This window comes from Paenibacillus sp. LjRoot153, assembly GCF_964253085.1.
Lineage (GTDB): Bacteria > Bacillota > Bacilli > Paenibacillales > NBRC-103111 > Paenibacillus_E.
Genome location: NZ_CAXUQH020000001.1, coordinates 246,548 through 268,656, shown reverse-complemented (window position 1 = coordinate 268,656; position 22,109 = coordinate 246,548). Strand labels below are relative to the sequence as shown.

At 46.1% G+C, this 22,109-nt stretch carries 16 protein-coding genes; all 16 read right to left on the bottom strand.

The window, feature by feature from the left end:
• Nucleotides 1-14: 14 nt before the first annotated feature.
• The 16 genes from ACSQ8P_RS01155 to spoIIE all read right to left on the bottom strand — a co-directional run bounded on the left by ACSQ8P_RS01155 (nucleotide 15) and on the right by spoIIE (nucleotide 21,915).
• Nucleotides 15-1,544 carry an anthranilate synthase component I family protein gene (locus tag ACSQ8P_RS01155; protein WP_436233536.1) on the bottom strand — a complete coding sequence of 510 codons (1,530 nt, stop codon included), beginning with the start codon at nucleotides 1,542-1,544 and terminating at the stop codon, nucleotides 15-17.
• Between the two features lie 118 nt (nucleotides 1,545-1,662).
• Nucleotides 1,663-2,604, bottom strand: coding sequence for a cysteine synthase A (cysK, locus tag ACSQ8P_RS01150; protein WP_436233535.1), 942 nt, complete (start codon nucleotides 2,602-2,604; stop codon nucleotides 1,663-1,665).
• 113 nt (nucleotides 2,605-2,717) lie between these two features.
• The gene (locus ACSQ8P_RS01145) at nucleotides 2,718-3,668 is read right to left on the bottom strand and encodes a peptidyl-prolyl cis-trans isomerase (protein WP_436233534.1); all 951 of its coding nucleotides are present in this window, start codon (nucleotides 3,666-3,668) and stop codon (nucleotides 2,718-2,720) included.
• Between the two features lie 74 nt (nucleotides 3,669-3,742).
• A complete protein-coding gene (gene hslO, locus ACSQ8P_RS01140) occupies nucleotides 3,743-4,609 on the bottom strand; it encodes an Hsp33 family molecular chaperone HslO (protein WP_436233533.1) in 867 nt (288 codons plus the stop codon).
• Nucleotides 4,610-4,632: 23 nt separating this feature from the next.
• Complete coding sequence (locus ACSQ8P_RS01135) at nucleotides 4,633-5,397, bottom strand: type III pantothenate kinase (RefSeq protein ID WP_056617913.1); 765 nt, start codon at nucleotides 5,395-5,397, stop codon at nucleotides 4,633-4,635.
• On the bottom strand, nucleotides 5,394-6,263 hold the full coding sequence (nadC, locus tag ACSQ8P_RS01130; RefSeq protein WP_436233532.1) for a carboxylating nicotinate-nucleotide diphosphorylase: 870 nt from the start codon (nucleotides 6,261-6,263) through the stop codon (nucleotides 5,394-5,396). The genes ACSQ8P_RS01135 and nadC overlap by 4 nt, the downstream gene beginning before the upstream one ends.
• A 1-nt stretch (nucleotide 6,264) precedes the next feature.
• On the bottom strand, nucleotides 6,265-7,875 hold the full coding sequence (nadB, locus tag ACSQ8P_RS01125) for an L-aspartate oxidase (protein ID WP_436233531.1): 1,611 nt from the start codon (nucleotides 7,873-7,875) through the stop codon (nucleotides 6,265-6,267).
• A gap of 223 nt (nucleotides 7,876-8,098) precedes the next feature.
• Nucleotides 8,099-9,037 (bottom strand): quinolinate synthase NadA, encoded by a 939-nt coding sequence (gene nadA, locus ACSQ8P_RS01120; protein ID WP_056617922.1) that lies wholly within the window; start codon nucleotides 9,035-9,037, stop codon nucleotides 8,099-8,101.
• A gap of 202 nt (nucleotides 9,038-9,239) precedes the next feature.
• Nucleotides 9,240-11,201, bottom strand: a complete 1,962-nt coding sequence (gene ftsH, locus ACSQ8P_RS01115; RefSeq protein WP_436233530.1) for an ATP-dependent zinc metalloprotease FtsH — start codon at nucleotides 11,199-11,201, stop codon at nucleotides 9,240-9,242.
• Nucleotides 11,202-11,298: 97 nt separating this feature from the next.
• Entirely contained in the window at nucleotides 11,299-11,838 is a 540-nt protein-coding gene (gene hpt, locus ACSQ8P_RS01110; RefSeq protein ID WP_436233529.1) for a hypoxanthine phosphoribosyltransferase, read from the bottom strand.
• 61 nt (nucleotides 11,839-11,899) lie between these two features.
• Nucleotides 11,900-13,327, bottom strand: coding sequence for a tRNA lysidine(34) synthetase TilS (gene tilS, locus ACSQ8P_RS01105; RefSeq protein WP_436233528.1), 1,428 nt, complete (start codon nucleotides 13,325-13,327; stop codon nucleotides 11,900-11,902).
• Nucleotides 13,328-13,360: 33 nt separating this feature from the next.
• Entirely contained in the window at nucleotides 13,361-14,266 is a 906-nt protein-coding gene (locus tag ACSQ8P_RS01100) for a protein kinase domain-containing protein (RefSeq protein WP_436233527.1), read from the bottom strand.
• A complete protein-coding gene (locus ACSQ8P_RS01095) occupies nucleotides 14,250-14,972 on the bottom strand; it encodes a vWA domain-containing protein (RefSeq protein ID WP_057313332.1) in 723 nt (240 codons plus the stop codon). Before ACSQ8P_RS01095 ends, ACSQ8P_RS01100 begins: the two co-directional genes overlap by 17 nt.
• Nucleotides 14,973-15,177: 205 nt before the next feature.
• A complete protein-coding gene (locus tag ACSQ8P_RS01090) occupies nucleotides 15,178-18,459 on the bottom strand; it encodes a collagen binding domain-containing protein (protein ID WP_436233526.1) in 3,282 nt (1,093 codons plus the stop codon).
• Between the two features lie 157 nt (nucleotides 18,460-18,616).
• The gene (locus tag ACSQ8P_RS01085) at nucleotides 18,617-19,354 is read right to left on the bottom strand and encodes a class D sortase (RefSeq protein WP_436233525.1); all 738 of its coding nucleotides are present in this window, start codon (nucleotides 19,352-19,354) and stop codon (nucleotides 18,617-18,619) included.
• A gap of 68 nt (nucleotides 19,355-19,422) precedes the next feature.
• The gene (spoIIE, locus tag ACSQ8P_RS01080) at nucleotides 19,423-21,915 is read right to left on the bottom strand and encodes a stage II sporulation protein E (RefSeq protein WP_436233524.1); all 2,493 of its coding nucleotides are present in this window, start codon (nucleotides 21,913-21,915) and stop codon (nucleotides 19,423-19,425) included.
• Nucleotides 21,916-22,109 lie beyond the last annotated feature (194 nt).

Genomic DNA, 22,109 nt, shown 5'->3' with positions numbered 1-22,109 from the left:
CTGCCCACTCGGGCTTAAGCTCGGCTCATGCTCCGCTCGCTATACTCGATTGCTTTCCACATCGCTTTGGCTTTGTTCAAGGATTCGATGTACTCACGCTCTGGAATAGAATCTATGACGATCCCAGCTCCTGCTTGAATATGTCCCATCCCCTCAACCGCTACTAACGTGCGTATAATAATATTAAATTCCATATTGCCATTATAGTCAATCCATCCCATCGAACCCGTGTAAGGACCACGACGCACTGGCTCTAATTCTTCAATGATTTCCATGCAGCGGATCTTCGGTGCCCCTGTAATGGTACCACCAGGAAAGGTTGCCGCAATGACATCATAGGCGTCCTTTCCTTCCGCCAACTCACCGACAACTTCGGAAACGATGTGCATCACATGGGAATAGTACTCGATGACCATAAAGTCTTTCACATGGACGGAGCCATATCGCGAGATGCGGCCTAAGTCGTTGCGCTCAAGGTCGACCAGCATGACGTGCTCGGCACGCTCTTTGTCGTTATGGATGAGTTCGCCGGCTAGGCGCAGATCATCCTGTGCGTCCTTGCCGCGCGGGCGCGTGCCAGCGATCGGACGCGTCCGCAGGATGCCGTCCTCGAGCTGCACGAGCAGCTCCGGCGAGCCGGAGACAAGGGCGAAGCCTGCGAAGCGCAGCAAGCCCATGTAGGGCGAAGGATTTACGATGCGCAGCGCCTCGTAAATCTCCTCCGGCGTCGTGCGCAGCTGCCGGCTCTGTCTGACCGACAAGTTGACTTGGAACACGTCACCTTGGGAGATGTATGCTTGGATGCGCTCCACCGCAGCCATGTACGCGGCTTTGTCAAAGGCAGGCTGGATGCCTGCGATGCTTTCGACGTCGATGTGCAGCTGCTCGCGCGCCATCGCGGGTTGATCGGCACCGCTCAGCGGTGTGCCGGACCAGTTACCAGCGCGGATCGCGTGCCAGCGGACGAGCATGGCTTCGGCCCGAGCGTGCGCCTGTGCGTAGAGCTCGCTGATGTCTGCGCCTTTGTGGGCGGGCATATGCACAGCGATGAAAAGACTCTTCTCCGTGTGATCCAGCGTCCATACCTGATCATACATAGCGAAGCTGTAATCAGGGATCGGTAGATCATCCTTCGCTTGCTCTGGCAGTTTCTCAATGGTGCGAATCACATCGTAGCTCCAATAACCTACGCAGCCACCTACAAATTTGGGCGCACCTTGGACTTTCGGACTACGATAAGCGGACATCCATTGCTTGACGATGTCGAGTGGCTTTCCTTGTAGGCGTGATATTGTTGAATTCGTGTGAGTTGTGATGTCAGCTTCCAAGCCTGTACCACGGACAGTCGAAAAGGGATGTAATCCAAAGTGCGTATATCGTCCGCCCTTCCCGCTTTCAAGAACGAAGGAATCCGGCGAAGCTTCTTTCCACGCGTCTTCCCATGAGGCAATCCGATCATCGGCTAGGCCTAATTTGATTACATACGGCAGCATGTTGTAGCTAGAGGACCATTCCTGCCATTGTTCCACTGTAGTTAAAATCATACTTGTGCTCCTTAAAATCCGTTAATTCGTTGTCCATTAGTATACTCCAACCCTATAAAGAAAAAAAGCCCCAGCTGTAATAGCTGAAGGCTTGATCTCTTTGGCGTGCGATTCGATCTTATTGCTCTTCGAATTGGTACAACGGCGTGGAAAGATAACGCTCACCGTTACTTGGAATTACAGCAACAACACGTTTGCCAGCGCCCAGCTCTTTAGCAACCTTCAATGCCGCGAAAATCGCTGCACCGGAGGAGATTCCGCCAAGAATTCCTTCTTCTTTGGCAACACGGCGTGAAGTTTCGAACGCATCTTCGTTCTCAACGGCAATAATTTCATCGTATATATTCGTATTCAAAATATCTGGAACAAAACCTGCGCCGATACCTTGAATTTTATGAGGACCTGGCTTACCACCAGAAAGAACTGGGGATGCCGCAGGTTCAATTGCGTAAATTTTGATGTTCGGGAAGTTTTCTTTCAAAACGCCACCCGCACCTGTGATTGTACCACCTGTACCGATACCGGAAATGAAAGCATCCAGTTTTCCATCATGGGCATTGATTGCTTCCACGATTTCAGGTCCTGTCGTTTCACGGTGAACCTTCACATTCGCTTGATTCTTAAATTGTTGTGGAATGAAGTAGGAAGGATTCTCTGCTTGAAGTTCTTCCGCACGTTTAATTGCGCCCTTCATGCCTTCTGCTCCTGGAGTTAGAACAAGCTGTGCACCGTAAGCGCGAAGCAGGTTACGTCTCTCCAAAGACATTGTTTCTGGCATAACCAGAATGGCTTTGTATCCTTTAGCCGCTGCCACTAAGGCAATCCCGATTCCTGTGTTACCACTCGTCGGTTCTACAATTGTGTCACCTGGTTTCAATTTGCCTTCTTGCTCGGCAACTTCGATCATGGAGATGGCAATACGGTCTTTCACACTAGCACCTGGATTTTGGTACTCTAGTTTCACATAAACTTCTGCACTGCCTTCTGGAACAACACGGTTCAAACGAACTAGTGGTGTATCTCCAATCAAATCCGTAATGCTCTGTACTAATCTTGCCATAATATTTCCCCTCCAGATTAAGTTTTAAATGATTTCCGAGTTAATTAGTCGGTATTAATTATACTAATCTTAACAATGCACTTACAGGTTGTCAACCAATTTCTCACAATCACTTACCGGAGCGTTTGATCTAACACACTCACCTTCCATTTACCGCGTAGCTGTGCGACAAACTCTTTCAATGGAGGTGCTTGTTGCAAGGCAAGCTCCCTACGTACATTCTCCCGAATGAACACTAGATCCGGGTTCTTTTTGTCCCGTCTATTCTTGAGTAATACGACGGCAAAACCTTGTAAAACAGGTATGGGCTTACTGACTTCGCCAACCTTCAGCAATTTCGCCGCCTCCAAGATCGGAGCCTCCACAAAAGGATCATCGCCTTCAATCCAACCCAAATCACCACCAGTGTTATTGGTGGCATCATCAATGGACCGATCTCTGGCAAGGATCTCGAATCTCTCCCCTTTGGCTAGTTCCGCAATGACTTTCGTCGCTTGTTCTTTCGTGGATACAATGATCTGCTGAATGTTGTATTCTGTTTCTTGTTCAAACTCATCTGCATGGGTCTTTATGTATGCATCAACCTGAGTATCTGTGATGTGAATGGATGCCGTTGCTAGCTTCTCAAGTAACAACTTATTCGATACATCCTCTTGGATTTCCTGCTCAGACATTCCCAATTGACTTTGCATGGAGTCATAAAATTGCTGTTCACTCTCGTACCCTTGCTGCATCCTTTTCAGCTCACGATTGATTTCCGCACTCTCTACCTTAATCCCCGACTCATTTCCCTCTAGGCGAATTACTTCACGATCCAGCATTTGACTTAGCTGCTCTGCGCCATAATGGCGTGTGAGCGCCGATTCGAGCTCATCCATAGTAATTTCACGATTCCCAATTTTGGCGATAACTCGTGTATGCTTCTTCTCACCCTGCTGTTCAGGCTCCGGTGATTGTCTTGGTTCTGATTGGTTGATGGCATGACTGATCAGCAAGGATGCGAGCACGAGAATACATATCGCCATCGCGATGATGACTCCCCACAATCGCTTTACATTGCGCATCCTATTTCCCTCTTTTACTTCCATATTGCTGCTTGCACCTGTGTTCACTAGCTAAATCAAGCAGATTACCATGCTTACAGATCAATCATCCGTTGTAAATCTTCTCCTTCATACCGATAAGCTTCATTACAGAAATGACAGATGACTTCTGCAACTCCCTCTTCTTCCAGCATTTCTTGAAGCTCTTTTTTACCCAACGAAATCAGTGTAGATTCCACTTTCTCCCTGCTGCATTTACATCTGAACATGACGTCCATCTCGTCAAGCTTACGGAAGGAGGGAAGTACGGTTTGTAGAATTTCTTCTAAATTCAGTCCTCCGCCTAACATGTTCGTGAAAGTCGGGATTTGGCCTAACATCGCTTCAATCTCATCAATCTCACTATTCGTCAAACCTGGAAGCAACTGAATCACAAATCCCCCAGAAGCAATGATCGTATGGTCTTTATTCACCAAAACGCCAAGCGCAACAGCCGAAGGCGTTTGTTCAGACTTAGCAAAATAGTACGTAAAATCTTCTGCCAACTCACCTGAAATTAAAGGAACGCTTCCTTTATACGGCTCTTTCATGCCTAGATCTTTCGTTATGTATAAAAAACCGTCTGTGCCCACGGCAGCAGCAACATCTAATTTACCATTCTCTTTGAGCGGCGGATCTACCGAAGGATTATCTACGTATCCACGTACTTCACCCTTCGCATTCGCATCAACCACGATTTGCCCGATCGGGCCATCCCCTTTGACTTGCACAATGAGATGTTCCTCTCCCTTGAGCATAGCAGCTATAAGAAGAGCCGCCGCGGCTGTTCTTCCTAAGGCAGCTGTCGCTGTTGGTGTTGTTTGATGCCTTTGACTAAGCTCTTCCGTTAGGAGAGTCGTCTGAACAGCGAACGCACGTACGCGTCCATCTAGCGCTGTTCCTCGAATTAAATAATCAGTCATGTCCATGTCCTTCCTTATACAGCCTAAACATTTTTCTCATAAATCATTTGTAAACCTTGTAAGGTAAGCAATGGGTTGACGACTTGAATCGTCCGTGACTCACTGGAAATAAGCTCAGCTAATCCACCCGTGGCGATAACTGTAGGATTTACATTAAACTCTTGAATGACCCGTCCAACGATCCCATCAACCTGACCAACATACCCATAAATAATTCCTGCTTGCATCGCCGCAACGGTATTCCGACCGACAACACTTTTAGGCTTAACCAGCTCAATGCGGGGCAACTTCGCCGCTTTCTGATACAACGCCTCGGTGGAGATCCCAATACCAGGCGCAATGGCGCATCCCACTAGTTGTCCTGAGGAATCAATGTAATCGTAGGTTGTAGCTGTTCCGAAATCGACGATAATACACGGAGCTCCATATAGCTCCAACGCCGCTACCGCATTCACGATGCGATCTGCGCCAACTTCCTTCGGATTGTCCACACGAACGTTCAATCCTGTTTTGATTCCTGGTCCTACGATAAACGGCGCCCTTTTCAAGTAGTGTAAGCAGAGGTTCTCCATCGCATTCATCAACGGGGGCACAACAGAAGAAATAATGACACCTTCTACTTGCGCAAAGGAAATACCCGAGTGTTGGAACAAACTGTGCAGCTGCATGCCATATTCATCTACGGTAGCCGACCGATTCGTGCTTACCCGCCAATGATGCAAGAGCGTACGCTCTTGGTAGAGACCAAGCACAATGTTCGTATTCCCGACATCGATAACGAGAATCATCGTACTGTCTCCTTCCGCTCATTCAGATCTAGTGAAATATCGAGCGCTGCTACCGAGTACGTCAGTCGTCCAACAGAAATCACGTCTACACCCGTTTCTGCCATTGCTTTAATTGTTTGCGGGGTGACGGAACCTGACCCTTCTACTACAATATGCGGCGCTTTGCTTTTAATTATCGAAACTGCTTCTTTCATTTGAACTGGAGCCATATTGTCCAACATGATGATATCAGCACCCGCTTGAAGCGCTTCATGCAGCTGCTCGAAATTCTCAACTTCCACCTCGATCTTCATCGTGTGGGGAATGTTCTGACGAGCTGCTTGAACCGCTTGGGTAATGCCACCAGAGCCTTTAATATGATTATCTTTGATCATAACCGCATCATAGAGACCGAAACGATGATTATAACCTCCACCAACGCGCACCGCATATTTCTCGAGCAATCTGTGTCCAGGCGTTGTTTTGCGTGTGTCAACCAGTCTGGTGGGCAAGCCTTCTAATGCAACCACAAATTCATGCGTCTTCGTGGCGATCCCCGACAATCGTTGCATCAAATTCAGACTTAACCGCTCGCCCAATAGGATGCTTCGTGTATTGCCTTCCACTTCAGCTAGTATGGTCCCTTTATGAACAGACGATCCTTCGACCACTTTTGTTTCAAAACGAAGAGAAGCATCGACCACAGCAAAAACCTCCTGTGCGATGCGAAGCCCACAAACGATTCCATCTTCTTTGACGTGGATAATCCCTTTGGATACTTGTTCCAAAGGGATTGTTGTCAGAGTCGTGACATCGCCAGTGCCGATATCTTCTTCTAGCCAAAGGCGAATTTGCTTCCGAACTAATTCCATATTTATTTCTAACATGCTAGATCCACTCCTCAATCCTATCTTCCCCGCGTTGAAAAACTATATGCTTCCTCCATACCAAGTCATCCCGATCAGGGAAATCTTCTCGATAGTGACCACCGCGACTTTCCTCTCGGGTCAATGCCGCTGTCGTTGTTAACAGAGCTACGTTAAGCAAATTAGCAAACTCATACTCTTCGCGTTTGGTCATCAATGAATCAAAGATCGACAATTGTCTCGCCAGTTCCTCATAACCCTTTTGCAAGCCTTTGGCAGAGCGCTTGAGACCTGCGTAGCGGAGCATGACTTTCTGAAGCTTCAACTTTTTCTCTACAACGGCTTGATTTGGGATCTCCGTCCGAGGGGCTTCGGAAGCCGAACGGATCTGAATATCCCCTTGAAGGGCAGGCAACTCTTGGATTCGTTCAATAATTCGACGTCCGAATACGATGGCTTCCGATAACGAGTTGCTCGCTAGACGATTTGCACCATGTACACCTGTAGATGAAACTTCACCACATGCAAATAGGCGACGAACCTTGGTTTCTCCGTATAGATCCGTTTTTACGCCACCCATCATATAGTGCGCTGCTGGGGCAACTGGAATCCAATCGGTGCTCATATCAAGCCCATAATTCAGGCAATATTCATATATCGTTGGGAAGCGATGTTTAATCAATTCTTCTGATTCGTGCGTAATGTCAATGTAGACAAAGGTTGATTTACAGTTCTCCATCTCGTCAACAATGGCACGCGCAACAACGTCCCTTGGCGCTAGCTCTAATTGTGGATGATAGCGCTCCATGAAGCGCTCTCCTTTGATGTTGCGCAAATAGGCGCCTTCACCCCGCACCGCTTCGGAGATCAGAAACCGCGGTGCACCTGGGTAGCATAGCGCTGTTGGGTGGAATTGAATGAATTCCACATCCTGAATTTGCGCGCCAGCGCGGTGGGCAATCGCAATCCCATCACCTGTAGCGATGTCCGGGTTCGTTGTGTAACGGAACAGCTGTCCCGCGCCACCGGAGCAAAGGATTGTGGCGTTGCCGCGCACAAACACACGCTGTCCGTTAGGCTTCTGCACGAGTGCGCCATAACATTCGCCGTCTTGGGTAATCAGGTCGATCACAAAGTGGTCATCCCAGATTTCAATATTCGGATCTTGCTTTGTACGTTCTGAAAGAGCCCTGACAATTTCCGCACCAGTCGCATCGCCATTGGAGTGCAAAATTCGACGCTGACTATGCGCTCCTTCCTTCGTCAAAGCAAATTCACCATTCTCTAGATCAAACTGGGTTCCCATTCGGATCAAATCTTGAACGCCTTCAGGTCCTTCATGTACAAGAACATCAACGGCATCTGTCGAACAGAGTCCTGCACCTGCAATCACAGTATCCTGACGATGATATTCCGGTGAATCTTCGTCTGAGATAACAGCAGCAATCCCACCTTGCGCATAGCGTGTGTTGCTATCCAGGAGGGATTTCTTCGTAATCATGAGCACTTTCTTATTCTCGCTGGCACGAAGTGCCGCGAATAATCCTGCTATACCTGCTCCAATAACAATTACATCGGTATGTATATGAGGAATAGAATCTAAATCAACATCTACGAGATATCTAGGAATCATGACGGTTCACCTGTTCTTCACCATTAATACCTCGTAAAGTAACGTCAGTTCGTCCACAATTTACTTATGGATCGATTCTAGCCTTACTTCACGAGGGCACCTATTCAACGAGATGAAATAAACGGCTACACTGTCCTCTAAGGACGAGTGCGTTTATCCAAAAATATAGCCGTTGTATTATGTGAAACATATACTTTCTACTATTTCAAGAGAGTAGCGCATGCTACTTAACTTGTAACATGCGCTCCAAGGACAATCTTGCTTTATCTGCTACGTCTTCTGGTACATAAATCTCTGGTTGCATCGTCTCAAGACACTTCACGATTTTCTTCAAATTGTTCACCTTCATATTAGGGCAAACCAAGTACTTCGTAGCAAAATGAAATTTCTTATTAGGGCTATCTAGACGCAACTGATAACCAGTTCCATCTTCCGTCCCTACGATAAACTCCTGGCAGTCGGACTCTTTGCAATATTTAATAATCGCTGTCGTGCTACCCACAAAGTCCCCGAGCTTAACTACTTCTGGGCGACATTCAGGATGAACAACGAATTGTGCATTCGGATATTGCGCTCTCATTTCTTCCACATCTTTAACAGTAAGCATATCATGCGTGTTGCAATAGCCTTCCCAGATGATCACTTTTTTGCTTGTGAATTTTGATACATAGTCACCTAAATTTTTATCCGGCACCCAGATAATTTCATCTGAATCGACGGAATTAATGACATTGATCGCATTCGCGGACGTACAACAAATATCGGTTTCGGACTTCACATCAGCCGACGTATTAATATAAGCAACGACTTTGGCATTCGGATGCTGGCGTTTAAGGGCGCGTAGACCTTCAACATTAACCATATCTGCCATCGGGCAACCAGCCCGTTCGTCTGGAATAATTACAGTTTTATTGGGTGCAAGAATCTTTGCGCTCTCCCCCATAAAATGAACACCACAGAATACGATGACATCCGCATCGGTTTGCGCCGCCTTCTGAGCAAGCAAAAAGGAATCTCCTCGAAAATCCGCTACCTCTTGAACTTCGTCACGCTGATAATAGTGAGCAAGAATAATGGCATTCCGTTCTTTCTTCAATTGCAACAGTCGTTCTTTGAGCTCGCGGTTTTGTTCCGCTTTGCGCTCTAATGCTAAGGCTTCCATGGTGCTTCCTCCCCTATCTGGGACGTAAGAATCGTCTCAATCGTCTATCTAAAAGTAGTATGATCTAAAAGCAATAAAATTAGAGATTTACAACTAATTTACACATTCTCATATCGCCTGTCAATGCGCAAATACATTGAAAAAACTCGGAATTCCGCGCACACTGGATGTGTACAACGGATTTCCGAGTTCGCATTGCAACTTACTCTTCTGTTTGATCCGGTTTAATCTCTTTAACTTCTTTATCTTTGTCAAACTCCAGCTTATTGCTTTCGCTAGCTTGGCTTTGACCTTGAATAGTAACCTTCACATCTTCCTCATCGGTGCTAGCGTTAAGCTTGCCTTTTTCCAAGAGTTCGATAATTTCGTCTTTATCCAACGTTTCTTTCTCTAGCAATGTTTTGGCAACGAGGTGGATCTGATCCGCATGCTCCGTAAGAATCGCGCGTGCACGTTCGTAGCACGTACGTATAAAGCTTTGCATTTCCTGATCAATCTCATAAGCAATTGCATCACTATAATTCTGCTCGTGTCCAATATCGCGGCCCAAGAAAACTTGACCTTGGGAGCTGCCGAACTGCATCGGTCCAAGCTTATCGCTCATCCCGTATTCCATAATCATGCGACGAACGATTCCCGTTGCTTTCTGGAAGTCGCTGTATGCGCCTGTACCAATTTCTCCGATGAACAATTCCTCGGAAACACGACCGCCCAGGAGTCCAGTTACTTTATCCAGAAGCTCGTTCTTCGTTTGCATCATGCGATCTTCGCCTTCTTTAGGCAGCATCATCACATATCCGCCAGCGCGTCCGCGAGGTACGATCGTAACCTTGTGAACCATGTCTGCATTCTCCGCATGATAACCGATAATCGCGTGTCCCGCTTCGTGGTACGCTACGATACGTTTCTCAGCATCGGAGATGATACGGCTTTTCTTCTGAGTACCTACGATAATACGGTCAAATGCTTCTTCAACTTCCGCCATCGAAATATCTTTACGATTACGACGAGCTGCAATCAAAGCTGCTTCATTTAACAAGTTCTCAAGATCAGCACCCGTAAATCCAGTTGTATAACGTGAAAGTGAATCTAGCTTCACATCTTTAGCAAGCGGCTTGTTACGCGCATGAACTTTCAATACAGCTTCACGGCCTTTGATATCCGGTCGATCTACTGTGATTTGACGGTCGAAACGGCCTGGACGCAATAAGGCAGGGTCTAGAATATCAGGGCGGTTGGTTGCTGCTACGATGATAATACCTTCGTTCGCACCAAATCCGTCCATTTCAACAAGTAATTGGTTGAGTGTTTGCTCACGCTCGTCATGTCCGCCGCCTAAACCAGCGCCACGTTGACGACCAACCGCATCGATTTCATCGATAAAGATAATACAAGGTGAATTCTTCTTCGCATTCTCGAACAAGTCACGAACACGGGATGCGCCGACACCGACGAACATCTCAACAAAGTCAGAACCGGAGATACTGAAGAAAGGAACGCCTGCTTCACCGGCAACAGCACGAGCAAGTAGCGTTTTACCTGTCCCTGGAGGACCATTCAATAGAACACCCTTAGGAATTCTAGCGCCAACTGCTGCGAATTTGCGAGGATCCTTAAGGAACTCAACAACTTCGATCAATTCTTGCTTCTCTTCATCCGCACCTGCCACATCTTCAAATGTGACACGTTTCTTCTCCTCGTTATATAGGCGCGCACGGCTCTTGCCGAAGTTCATCACTTTACCGCCGCCGCCTTGCGCTTGATTCAATAAGAAGAAGAACAAAATGAAGATAATGACGAATGGAATAATGGACGTAAGAAAGCTAATCCAAACGCTATCGCGTTCCATCGGTCCGTACTCTTCCGAAGGTACGCCGTTCGCTTCAATCATTTGTACAACTAACGGCTCGTAAGGAGCATGTGTTTCGAAGCTCTTCTTATCCGCGCCATTAGGCGGGTTAATATACTTACCCTTAATCGAATAGGTATACCCATCGAACTTTAACACTACGGACTCTACATTTTTGTTTACAACCGCTTGTCGGAATTTATCGTAAGTGATTAACTCCTTCTGTTCATTCTGGGTACTGATGAAATGAACGATCCCCACGGTAACCAAAAATATAAGCAAATAAAAGCCGGTATTCCGGATAATTCGATTCATAACGAGCCTCCTCTCAAACGGCACACAATTATTATTTTACCACACCCCGGTAAAGCGCTACAACATTACTGCCTTAGTGCGCCTGCGGAACGTGACACTAGCTCGAATAGATCTCTGGTTTCAATATGCCGATAAATGGAAGGTTACGATACTTCTCTGCATAATCCAGACCATATCCGACAACGAACTCATCTGGTAGCACATAACCCGCATAATCAGGTTCAAGTTCTACCGTTCTGCGTGCCGGTTTATTAAACAGCGCAACAACCGAGATTGTCTTAGCATTGCGACGTTCTAGCACATCTATCAGATAACTTAGCGTTAAGCCACTATCGATAATATCTTCCACGATCAGAATATGACGTCCTTCTACGGGTACATCAAGATCTTTGATAATCTTAACAACTCCCGAGGATTTCGTGGATTGACCGTAACTGGATACCGCCATAAAATCAATTTCCAAAGGTACTCTCATTTGCTTCACAAGATCCGCCATGAAAATAAAAGCGCCCTTCAGCACACAAATAACCAATGGATTCTTACCTTCGTAATCAGTGGAAAGCAATTCCCCTAATTCTTTAATCTTGCCTTGAATTTGTTCTTCACTGTAAAGTACTTCTTGAATGTCGCTGTACAAGGATGAACCCCCTAGATTATATTATGAATCCTTATAAATTTACATTCTAGAAGAACGAAATTTACGTATGTTCCTGCAGCACTAGCTTCATATGAAGCACACGTTCTGTGTCTGGTCCGACCAAAGCGTGTTTGGACCTACGAAAACCAGCAATCCAGAGAATTCGTCCGGATGCGTCGACCAGTAGTGGGATAACCTCACGCCGAGTTGGCGGCATTTTGGCATCAATGAACATATCCTTTACCTTTTTGGACCCGTTTAAACCAAGTGGTTCCAATCGGTCTCCCGATCTGCGGCTTCTTAAACAAAGCGGCAATTCTACTTGGTCTACATCCAAAAAAACGTCGCCATTATGGTCTGGTGATGAAGCAGCTTGCTCATACGAGCTTAAAGGCATCCATGAGTAGATCAATTTAGCGTTCATGTCCGGCAGGTCCAGCTCATTTGAGGCTAACCGGATCTCATAAGCATAAGGCTTAGGATCTGGCGCAAAGGTCTGAAATTGAATAGATCCATATTCTCTCACAATATAAATCTGTTCATCCACTTGGAGGACTTGATTCGACATCTGATCTTTAACCATTAACTCACGTACGCGCTCAATCCGTGTAAATACCAGCCGTTCCCTTTCCAAACAAAGACAGTTTAATATTAATTTAATCAAACGCCTTTGTAAAGCAACGTGAAGCTCGGCGAAATCACACCGATTCAAGCGGCAGATGTTCGCCTGAAATGTCACGATTCGGCGAAAAACCTTATCGGTTTCTGCGTCCAAATAATCATTCTCAGCTTGCATCACATCCGTCAATCGATTGAGTGACTCTGGAAGTTGTTCATTATACTGTTTCAGCATCGGCATAAGATCTAGCCGAATCCGATTGCGGAAATACTTCCGCAGCTCATTGCTGCTGTCCTTACAATAGGCAATTTCATGCTGAGCGCAATAATTCACAATATCTGATTTGTATATACGTAAAAAAGGACGAATCAGTTCCACTTTTTTTTCGCGCCTGCGTTCCGGCATGCCAACTAGTCCTGACGGGCCTGTCCCACGCAAGATTCGCATCAACATCGTTTCAGCTTGATCATCGGCATGATGGGCCAACGCGATCCGTTGTGCACCATACTGGTCAGCGACTTGATGGAGAAATTCATATCTTTTCTCACGCGCTGCCACTTGCCCATTTAAAGAAGCTTCCTCTATATAAGCAGGTACATCGATAACACCAATTTCACAAGGAAGCGCCAGCCCTGCCGCAAGCTCCTTAACGAAATCCGCTTCCGCATCCGATTCGATGCCCCTGAATTGATGATTCACATGGGCAACAACGATCGTCCACTGGTGGGTATCTGCAAGACGAAAAAGGACATGCAACAGCGCCACTGAATCAGGTCCCCCTGAAACCGCGACGACAATCACATCCCCTGCATCTGCAAGCTTTTCTTCCTCAATTCGTCGTTCCACTCTGGCAACAAGATCCGTTTCCATCTCGCATTCCTTTCGGCCTTTTCTAACCCTGCTCTACCAATACATATAAATCGTTGCTCCAAAAATAAAGATAGATGCAGCAAAGCATATTTTAAGCCATGGCATTCTCAGCGTCGACGGTGCGACCTTCTTACCTGCAATCAGCTTTTTCCATTCCATAATCGCTTCTTCCGACGTACTAAACTCGCCGCGTAGGGCTTTATTCAGAAAAGGTGCCAACTGAGCAGCAACTGGATTTTCCCGCATAATTGACGTTAATTGATCTAACTCCCGGTTTTGAGGGAGTGTTTTGATAAAGCCAGCGAAGCGTTTGCGGTGATCTAGTGTTTTTAATAGTAAAATGGCAAATGAGAATAGATCGTAGCTTTCCTCCGCAACCCGCTCCCCCATATTCCAGAACCCGCGATCGTAGACTTCTGTTAATTGTTTAATCGCTCGTCCCTTGGGTGATACGCCTCCGAAATCAATGAGATCCACATCGCCATAGTTAGATACAATCATATTCTCAACCTTCAAATCTCCGAATACATACCCGCTCCTGTGGATTTCAGTGAGCTTCCGCAAAAGGTTCGTGCCTATCACAAATATCCAGTCTTGTCCGCGCTTATGTATAAAATCAGTTAGAGTCAAACCCTCAATATATCGCATGACATAGAAGGAAATCCCCTTTCCTTGAATCATCATATCATCTGAATCAATCAAAAAGTTCTTAAATGAATTCTCTTTCATTGAAATTGCAAGTAAGGAATTGATCTCTGACTGATGGTCAACCGTTTCATATCCTGCTTTAAGCGCAAATCTAGCGTTTCCCCTTCTTACAAGAGCAACAATTCCATTGGAGCCTGCACCTAATAAGCGTTCGACCACATACACATGGCCATTCCACTTCCCTTTAATTACAGCCCCCGGGCGAAAGGCCTCATCATACCACGTAGTCACTCAGCATCCCTTCCTCAGTCGTCTTTGGTGAGAAAGGCTTTTCTGTCACGAACTGCAACGTTTGCAGTAGCGCCGGACCGGTTGGCGTCGTACCCTTCATGTTTATTTTATAGAACATCTTGTCGACATTTGCAAGTTGATTCGTCCAACCATGATCCATTTCTAGTTCCTGATCACTCGATTTGGTAGATGGAAAATGGAAAACAGCAAGCTCACTCACGCCACTTCTGGCTCGTAGACTAAGTAAAAGATCATGGATGGCTTCACGTACCGCGGCAAGTTTCGGCTTCATACTAGCGCTTGCATCTATTAAAAGGGCAACACGTAGAGACGTGGTTTCACTCATATTATCAATAACTTGTACGACTTCAGCTCGTTTCTCCGGTGGCAATTGCTCTAATTGCGAAATCCCCAATATACTTTGCAACTCCTTGCCCACAGCATGTTGGATGGTCGCATTCACGGTTTTCCGGGTCATCATTTGTACCGTATGCGACAGCTGTTCGGAATTAACAATCCGACTCATGCCACCGCCTGCTGCTGCAATCTCTCGAATCTCTTCTGAGCCTAGCACGCCTAACTCCCCATGATCAATCACACCAATGACATTCACAGCAACACCTTCTGCCTGCGCTTGTGCCGCTGCTATCACGGGACTTACGCCAACATTGGAACAACCGTCTGTAATCAATAATATTTGTTTCATCATGATCTTCTGCCTCCCTGGCCGATAAGATTCGCTCTCTAGTAGTTTCTTATCCTAGTTTTTCCATTTATGAGAGTGTCTAATCATCTTGTAGGCAGGGATTGAGAAAGGTATTTACACTGAATTCTGAGAAGCATACGATAAGAACCAAATAAGCAGAGGGCATCCCCCTGCTTATTCGCAGCGCTATTCAATCGCGGTTAAGTTAGCGTCTCCTCCGAACTTTCCTTCCTAGCATCAAGCCAAAAAGTACGAACGTAAGACCAGCAAGCTTAATATAGAGATGACTAGACTCTCCAGTTACCGGCAGCGTTGCCGGCTCACCAGTTGGAGGAACCACTACGCCAGGATCAGACGGTTTCGGCGACGGAACCGTCACTAAAGGCGGTGTAGGCTTAGGCGCCGGCGTAATAGACGGACTTGGAGTTATACTTGGTGTCGGTGTTAATGATGGTGATGGTGACGGCGGCGATGTTGGTGTTGATGGTGGTGACGGCGTTGATGTTGATGTTGGTGTTGATGTCGGTGGCGGTGTTGGTGTTTGTGCTCTGTTATTCGTATACGTCACCTTCTTATTCTCTGCTGATTGTAGTGTGAATGGATGCTCACTTCCATCTAGCGAATATCCTGCAGGAGCCGTAATCTCCTTAATCACATAGTCCCCAGCAAGCAACCCTTGGAAAATAGCAATACCTGCTTCATTCGTCGTTTGCGTTTGAATTAAATTTTTTGTTTCGCCAGACTTCCGGTAAAGCTCATAGGTTGCACCCCTAAGCGGTAATTCTCTGTTCGAGGCATCAACCTTCTTCACTTCTAACGACCCGCGGACGCCGTTACCTGTGCCTGACCCCGTCGATACACCGACCACAATGTCTTTAACGGTTTCTTTCGTGACCGTTGTCACATTGTTTCCGCTGAAGCTCACCGCATTGGTAACAGACTCTTGGTCGCGGGCCGCAATGACCGACTGATATTCCAACACAAAGGCTGTCGAGATCGGACTCTTGAATTTTAAACGGAACGTCTGATTCCCATTTACATCCGTTTGAATATCAACTGTGTAGCCATTACCCTTTACTAATTCCACATCCTTAGTCAAATCACCATTAGCGGCGGCCCTCATACTGAACAAATGAAATGAATCCGATAGTAACACTTGATTCCTAGATGGCGTATCGAATATTTCCGCATCAGTTAGCTTTGATTGGCCCTGATTGACGGTAATCTGCCAGTTGATCTTATCACCATTTTGCGAACCATTCTTGCTCACGTATTCCCCGCCATGAGGGATATCAACAGCGGCTGTAAGATTTCCAGATACTTGGGTAGAACCATCAAATAGCTTTGCTGTATTCATCACCCGATTGGTTATTAATTGGTTCTCTAAACTTGTAGTAAAATCAATGGTATACGCCTCTGAAATAGGTTCCAGGAAAGTAATGATAAGTTTTTTCTGAGGCGTAACCTCATATTGGTACCGTGCAGGATCCACCAAATCACCTTGCGAATGGCTTCCGCTAGGAGCGATGACCATTTTATGAATAACCAACGAGTTATCTTGCAGGGTCTGACCAGACTCCAAAATGTCCTCGACTACGGCTTCAGAAATGCTTTTTCCATTGTAGTTAATCCCCACATGCCAAGAAATTTGTTTATTCACTGAGTTATATGTACCGCTTTTAAATCCATTTTTCTTCACTTCGTTGTAAGGATTGAAGTCCGCCGTTACGGTCTTCGTATGCTCATCATCTTGGCTAATCCAGTCGATTGTTGCCTGATTGGTAAATACATTTGCACTACCTAATGGGAGTGCTAAATCAAGGTTAAACGCAGTATCATAAGTGATTTTCACAGGCTGAGAAATCGTATCAGTAAATGTTAGGGTGAATCCAACATCTGCATCGATACTACTATCAAGGGTGTAGTCTCCTGGATTATGCAGGATAACATTCCCTTTCGTTACTACTAATGAGTCAGGTAGTAGTTGCAACCCCTTTCTAGGGAAAGTATCCGTCACAACGACGTGACTCATTACCTGACTGTCACCATTAATGACGATTTGCCATCCGACCTTCTTTGACTGATAATCTACAACTCCTCTTGCCTTAACAATCCCAACTTGCGTGAATGGCTTCGTGACTGTAACGCTGTTATTTTCTCCCGTACTAACCTTATTTGTAAGAACTCCATCCTCATAAATGGGACCTGTTGCTTTCGTTGAATAAATGATTTTATACGCAGAAGAGATATCTTCAAGAAATTGCAATTTAAAGCCTGTGCTTCCTTCTCCCGTTTGTAAGGAAACCGTATATCTATCAGCTGGCACTTCGCCAGCGAGTGTAGCAACACCGTTGCTATTGAATGTGACCTTATACACATGTAATGAATTTCCCACCAGCTGATGAATATCATTAAATAAATCCGTCAGTACAGCCTCTGATTGCGGGACTTCCTCTTCTCCACCGTTATATAAGATAGCCCATTGCATGGTCTGAGTTGTTGAATTATACGTTGTCCTTTCCTTCACCAGCATTTGCCCACGTGATATACTGACTGTTGAAGAAGCTCGAACAGGTTCAGCCATATTTGTTCCAAAGAAACTGGCTGTATTCGTAAATGAAACCTTGAACTTATCCGTAATAGGTGTTGTATATTGAATACGGTAGGCAGAGGTAATCGGACTATCCGTAAACTGAACGCGAAGAGCCCCACCTACTGTACTCACCGAATAGCTGCCACTATCCAATTCCGCCCCCTGTATGACTGATCCATTGAGTTGTACGTTTAATTGATAAACGGCAACCGTCACAGGAACCGATAATCCCTCAGGAATCGAATCCGTAACAACGGCATCCTGAACAGTATCCAGTGTCTTGTTCACATCCACCGTCCAAACAATCGACTTCGCATTATAGCCTAGAGGAGCACCAGATTTACTAATCGTTGAACCTACGGTAGGCCTGAACTTTATGGTAAATATTTGGTCGCCGCTTCGAATAGGAATGACAATAGTTTGTTCCGTAGTCCCTGTAATTTGGCTCTTATTAAATTGCGTAAGGAAGCTCAACGTTCCCTTCAAATCATCATGACTCTCAATAAATTGGTTAAACGTAATCACCACATGATGACTATCCTTATCGGCATGGAAATCCCCTACGGTTGAACTGTTATCTATGACAAGGGCACCGCTTACATTATTGAACAGCTGAAACTCCTGCGGCAGCGTAAAAGTAAATGTATCTCCGTTATGGTAGCCATGACCATTTGGCAAAGACCAAGTATAGTCCAGCTTCGCTTGTGCATTCTGATCATACACATTCCCCGTTACAACTTGACCGTTACTATCGTATACCGCTAATGAGACACTATCTAGGATGTTGCCCGATATTTCAGTAGCATTCACCTGGCTAGATAAGGTAATCCCATAAAGGCATTGCATAAACATCAAGAGCGCAATCAGCATGGCCTTCGTTTGTTTCTTCACCATCTTTGTTTAGACCTCCATTCCAGATATGTGCCTTTCCGTAGGCAAAAAAAAGTACTTTCAAAGATTAATGATACAAATTGTATCATAACAAGCAACGAAAAATACAGCATGTTTTGAAAATATGTCATTTCCATCCTTTCTATACGTGAACTTCTAACTATTCAACTAATTTCCCTTTCACAATTAAACGATGCGTCGGGTCTACCATGGGGTCACACGTAATTAATGTAATTTCCCGATTACTGCCACTACTTTGCAATACCCACACATCCGTTGGAAGAACATATAACTTTTCTTCTACACGGTAGACGAATTTCCGGCTCCCTGTATCTACTTCAATCACATCACCAGGGTCAACTTCATCTAAGCGATTAAAATTTTTACCGTAAGTCAAATTTCGATGCCCGGCAATCGCATAATTGCCTATTGCGCCCGCTTTTCCTGTATTCGCAATACTGGCAACTGCGATTTTCATATTATCCATGGTCGCACCCGATAGAATGGGGAGTTTCAAATCAATTTTGTCAATACTCAATACCCCCTCCATGTTCTTCGGTTTCGCAGGGGGTGGCTTTGCTGTCGCTATGACATTCACAGGCGCGTCACTACCGCTTGCGGGCTTCGTCGAAACGGACATTAACGACTCGACAGCACTTGCGCTTGCATTTGGTGTGGAAGTCACATCACTCCCAACGGGTGTAGCGTTCAAAACACCTACGCTATGCAGTTCCTCATTCTCCTCTCCACTCAACTGATCCATTGCTTGCATATTGTCTTGCCATTGTTGCAAAATCTGATGTTGTTGATAACTTTCATATCGATCATTCATCGTGGGATACAGAAACAGCCCTACACCCAGGAGTATGAGCAATAAGGCAAACCATCTCCTAATCATTCAACTACCCGCCTCTCTTTACCCAAAAACCGTGCCGGCAAATGAGCCGGCACGGCTTATTAGAACCTTTAACTAACTGTTTTCGGACGCTCCATACGTGTAATACCCGGCCAACGGAACGTCGCCCATTCCGGCTGCCGCTTCTCAATACGTGCTACAACAACCGTCATATCATCCTGAATCTCCCCGTGATGATGACGGAAAATACGCTCCAATAAGCAATCCGCAAAATCCTGTGGTAACGTCGTATCAATCTCCTGAATCATTCGCTTCATCCACATCTCCTTGTTCACAGCATGGCCCGGGGCATCAAAGATGCCATCGGTCATCATTACAAGGATATCCCCTGATTGCAGCGGTATGGAAACCAGATCGACATCAATCTCGCTCAAGATGCCTACCGGCAAATTATTTGCCGAGATCGGGATAACCTCCGTACCGCGCTTAATAAAGCTTGGTGTAGAGCCGATCTTCATGAATGTCGTATTCGCGCTATACATATCAATCAATGCCATATCCACCGTAGCGTACATCTCATCCGATGAACGCAGCATCAACACCGAGTTCAGCGACTTGATCGCCAGCTTCTCGTCCATCCCCGACTGCAGCAGCTGCTGCAGGATGCTAAGCGCCGTCTCGCTCTCCGCACGCGCTCGCTCGCCATTGCCCATGCCGTCGCTCAGCGCAACGGCATACTTGCCATTGCCCAGCTCCACCGTGGAGTAGCTGTCGCCCGAGAAGAGGTCGCCTCCCTTGGCAGCGCCGGCGACTCCGGTTTCCACCTCGTATTCCTTGGCAGAGCCGAATACGACCGTGCTGTAGCCCTCGCCGCGCGTGTGCATTTCCTCACGCATGACGGCGACGTTCTCGCCGATGATTTCGCTCAGAAGCGGCGCGATGATCTTACGACATTCATCAAATCCTTTCGTATATTGATGGATGATTTCGATTTCGATGTTGCCTTCGTCTAAGGAAATCACATCGATAGTATGAATAGATAAGCCCAGCTCCTCTAGGGCATTGCGAATTTGCTCTTCTTGGAGGAACAACTCCTGTCCTTCCCTTTTGATTTCCTTCGCTAAGTCTTCCATGACCTGCGAAACACCCGACAGTTGGTCGGCAACAAGATGCCGGCTATCCATGATCTGCTTTTTCCAATGCATATCATTCTTATATAAGCTATATTGCCCCTTCATCACATCTAGCACCTGTTCCGTACGAATGCACGCTTTCTTCCACTCTGGCGGAATCTGCTTCTTCGTCATGCTCTCCTTCGTCTCAATTTGGCTCATCATATCCGTCATATACGTATAAGTTTGATAGAATTTCTGATCCCAGCACTGGCTCTTCTTCCAACAAGACTCGCACGCCTTCTGGGTGACAGCATTCATGAAATGTCCGACATCTTCCTCCTTACGACTCACCTCATCTTCGGTCGTCAGTTGTTTGAAGCTACGCGCCAGCTGGCGGAATACTTCGGAGAATTGCTCCACGCGACCAGCCGTCACATCCCGCACACGCTTCGCATAATCCTGCTGTGACTTCAGATTCTCTTGAGTACCAGGTACATACTTAGCAAGCATGAGAATCACACTGCGCGGCGTAAGGAGGAACAGCGCAACGGCCGCAAGAGATTCCCAAGCCGAATTGATCATATCCACACTAGAACCCATATAGAAAGAGAGAATAGATGATCCTATCAGCATGCCGAAGGCAACCATCAATCGGTTCCCCTCTTTAAGGAGCCCTGCAAGCATACCAGAGAATGCAAGTAGACTCATCTGATAGATCGCATTGCTATTCGCAAGACTTAGGATAAGCCCTGTAACAACACCAACGGAAGCTCCGAACGGTGCTCCTCCTACCAATGCAAACAGTAGTATCAAATAACGAGATAGCACATGCTCTACCGTGACAGGACCCACAAGCCAACCCACAGTACCCGTCATGACCGATGCCAGCAAAATAATTAAACAAATGATCTCCTCATGTTTCAGATGATAGTTTTTGCGGGTAAGCGTGAATACAGGGATCGCTTGAATGAAAATGAGCGTCAGCACCAAACTTAGCAAAGCCTCAACGGTCAGCATCATCAATGAGTACCACGTCAAGTTAGAAACAACCAACTCGGCAAAGAGCTGCACAAGGAACGTTGAGCTGAAAACTAGCAGCGGTGCTAACGAAACGTCTGAGCGTTCATATTTCTCAAGTGCCTTCTGGATCAGTAAGAAAATAACGATTTCTGTCACCAGATAACCGGTGTTCCCATTCACCGCGAGCAAGCTTCCAGCAAACGCAGCAATACCCACCCAATGCAAAATATCTTTTCTTGTGAAATAAATAACTGCGACAAACGCCAAAGCAAATGGTGATAACTGTTCCAGAATCATCGCCCGACCGAGCAAGAAGCCCATAACGATGAGCAGTAACGACCATTTCTTAGCAACAAAAGCTTGAACCCACCGATTCTCCACAGCTGCACTGTGAACGCCTACTTTTGCTTTCTGCCAAATTCCCGACCATCCGCTACCCATCACCGCGCCTAAGCTTCGTCTTTGCATATTCTCGAACACCATCCATTTCTTCCCTTATTTGTTACTCTAGTATAGAGACAATCTAGCAGAAAGTTTGTCAGAATGAGTTGATAGATTCAAAGAAATTTCCGACATGTCCCGATGTCTTTGTCAACAGGTCCCAGCCCTTGCCTACTCTAGGTTCCTTGTATTGAAAACGTTTCCAAAAGTCTGATTACCTC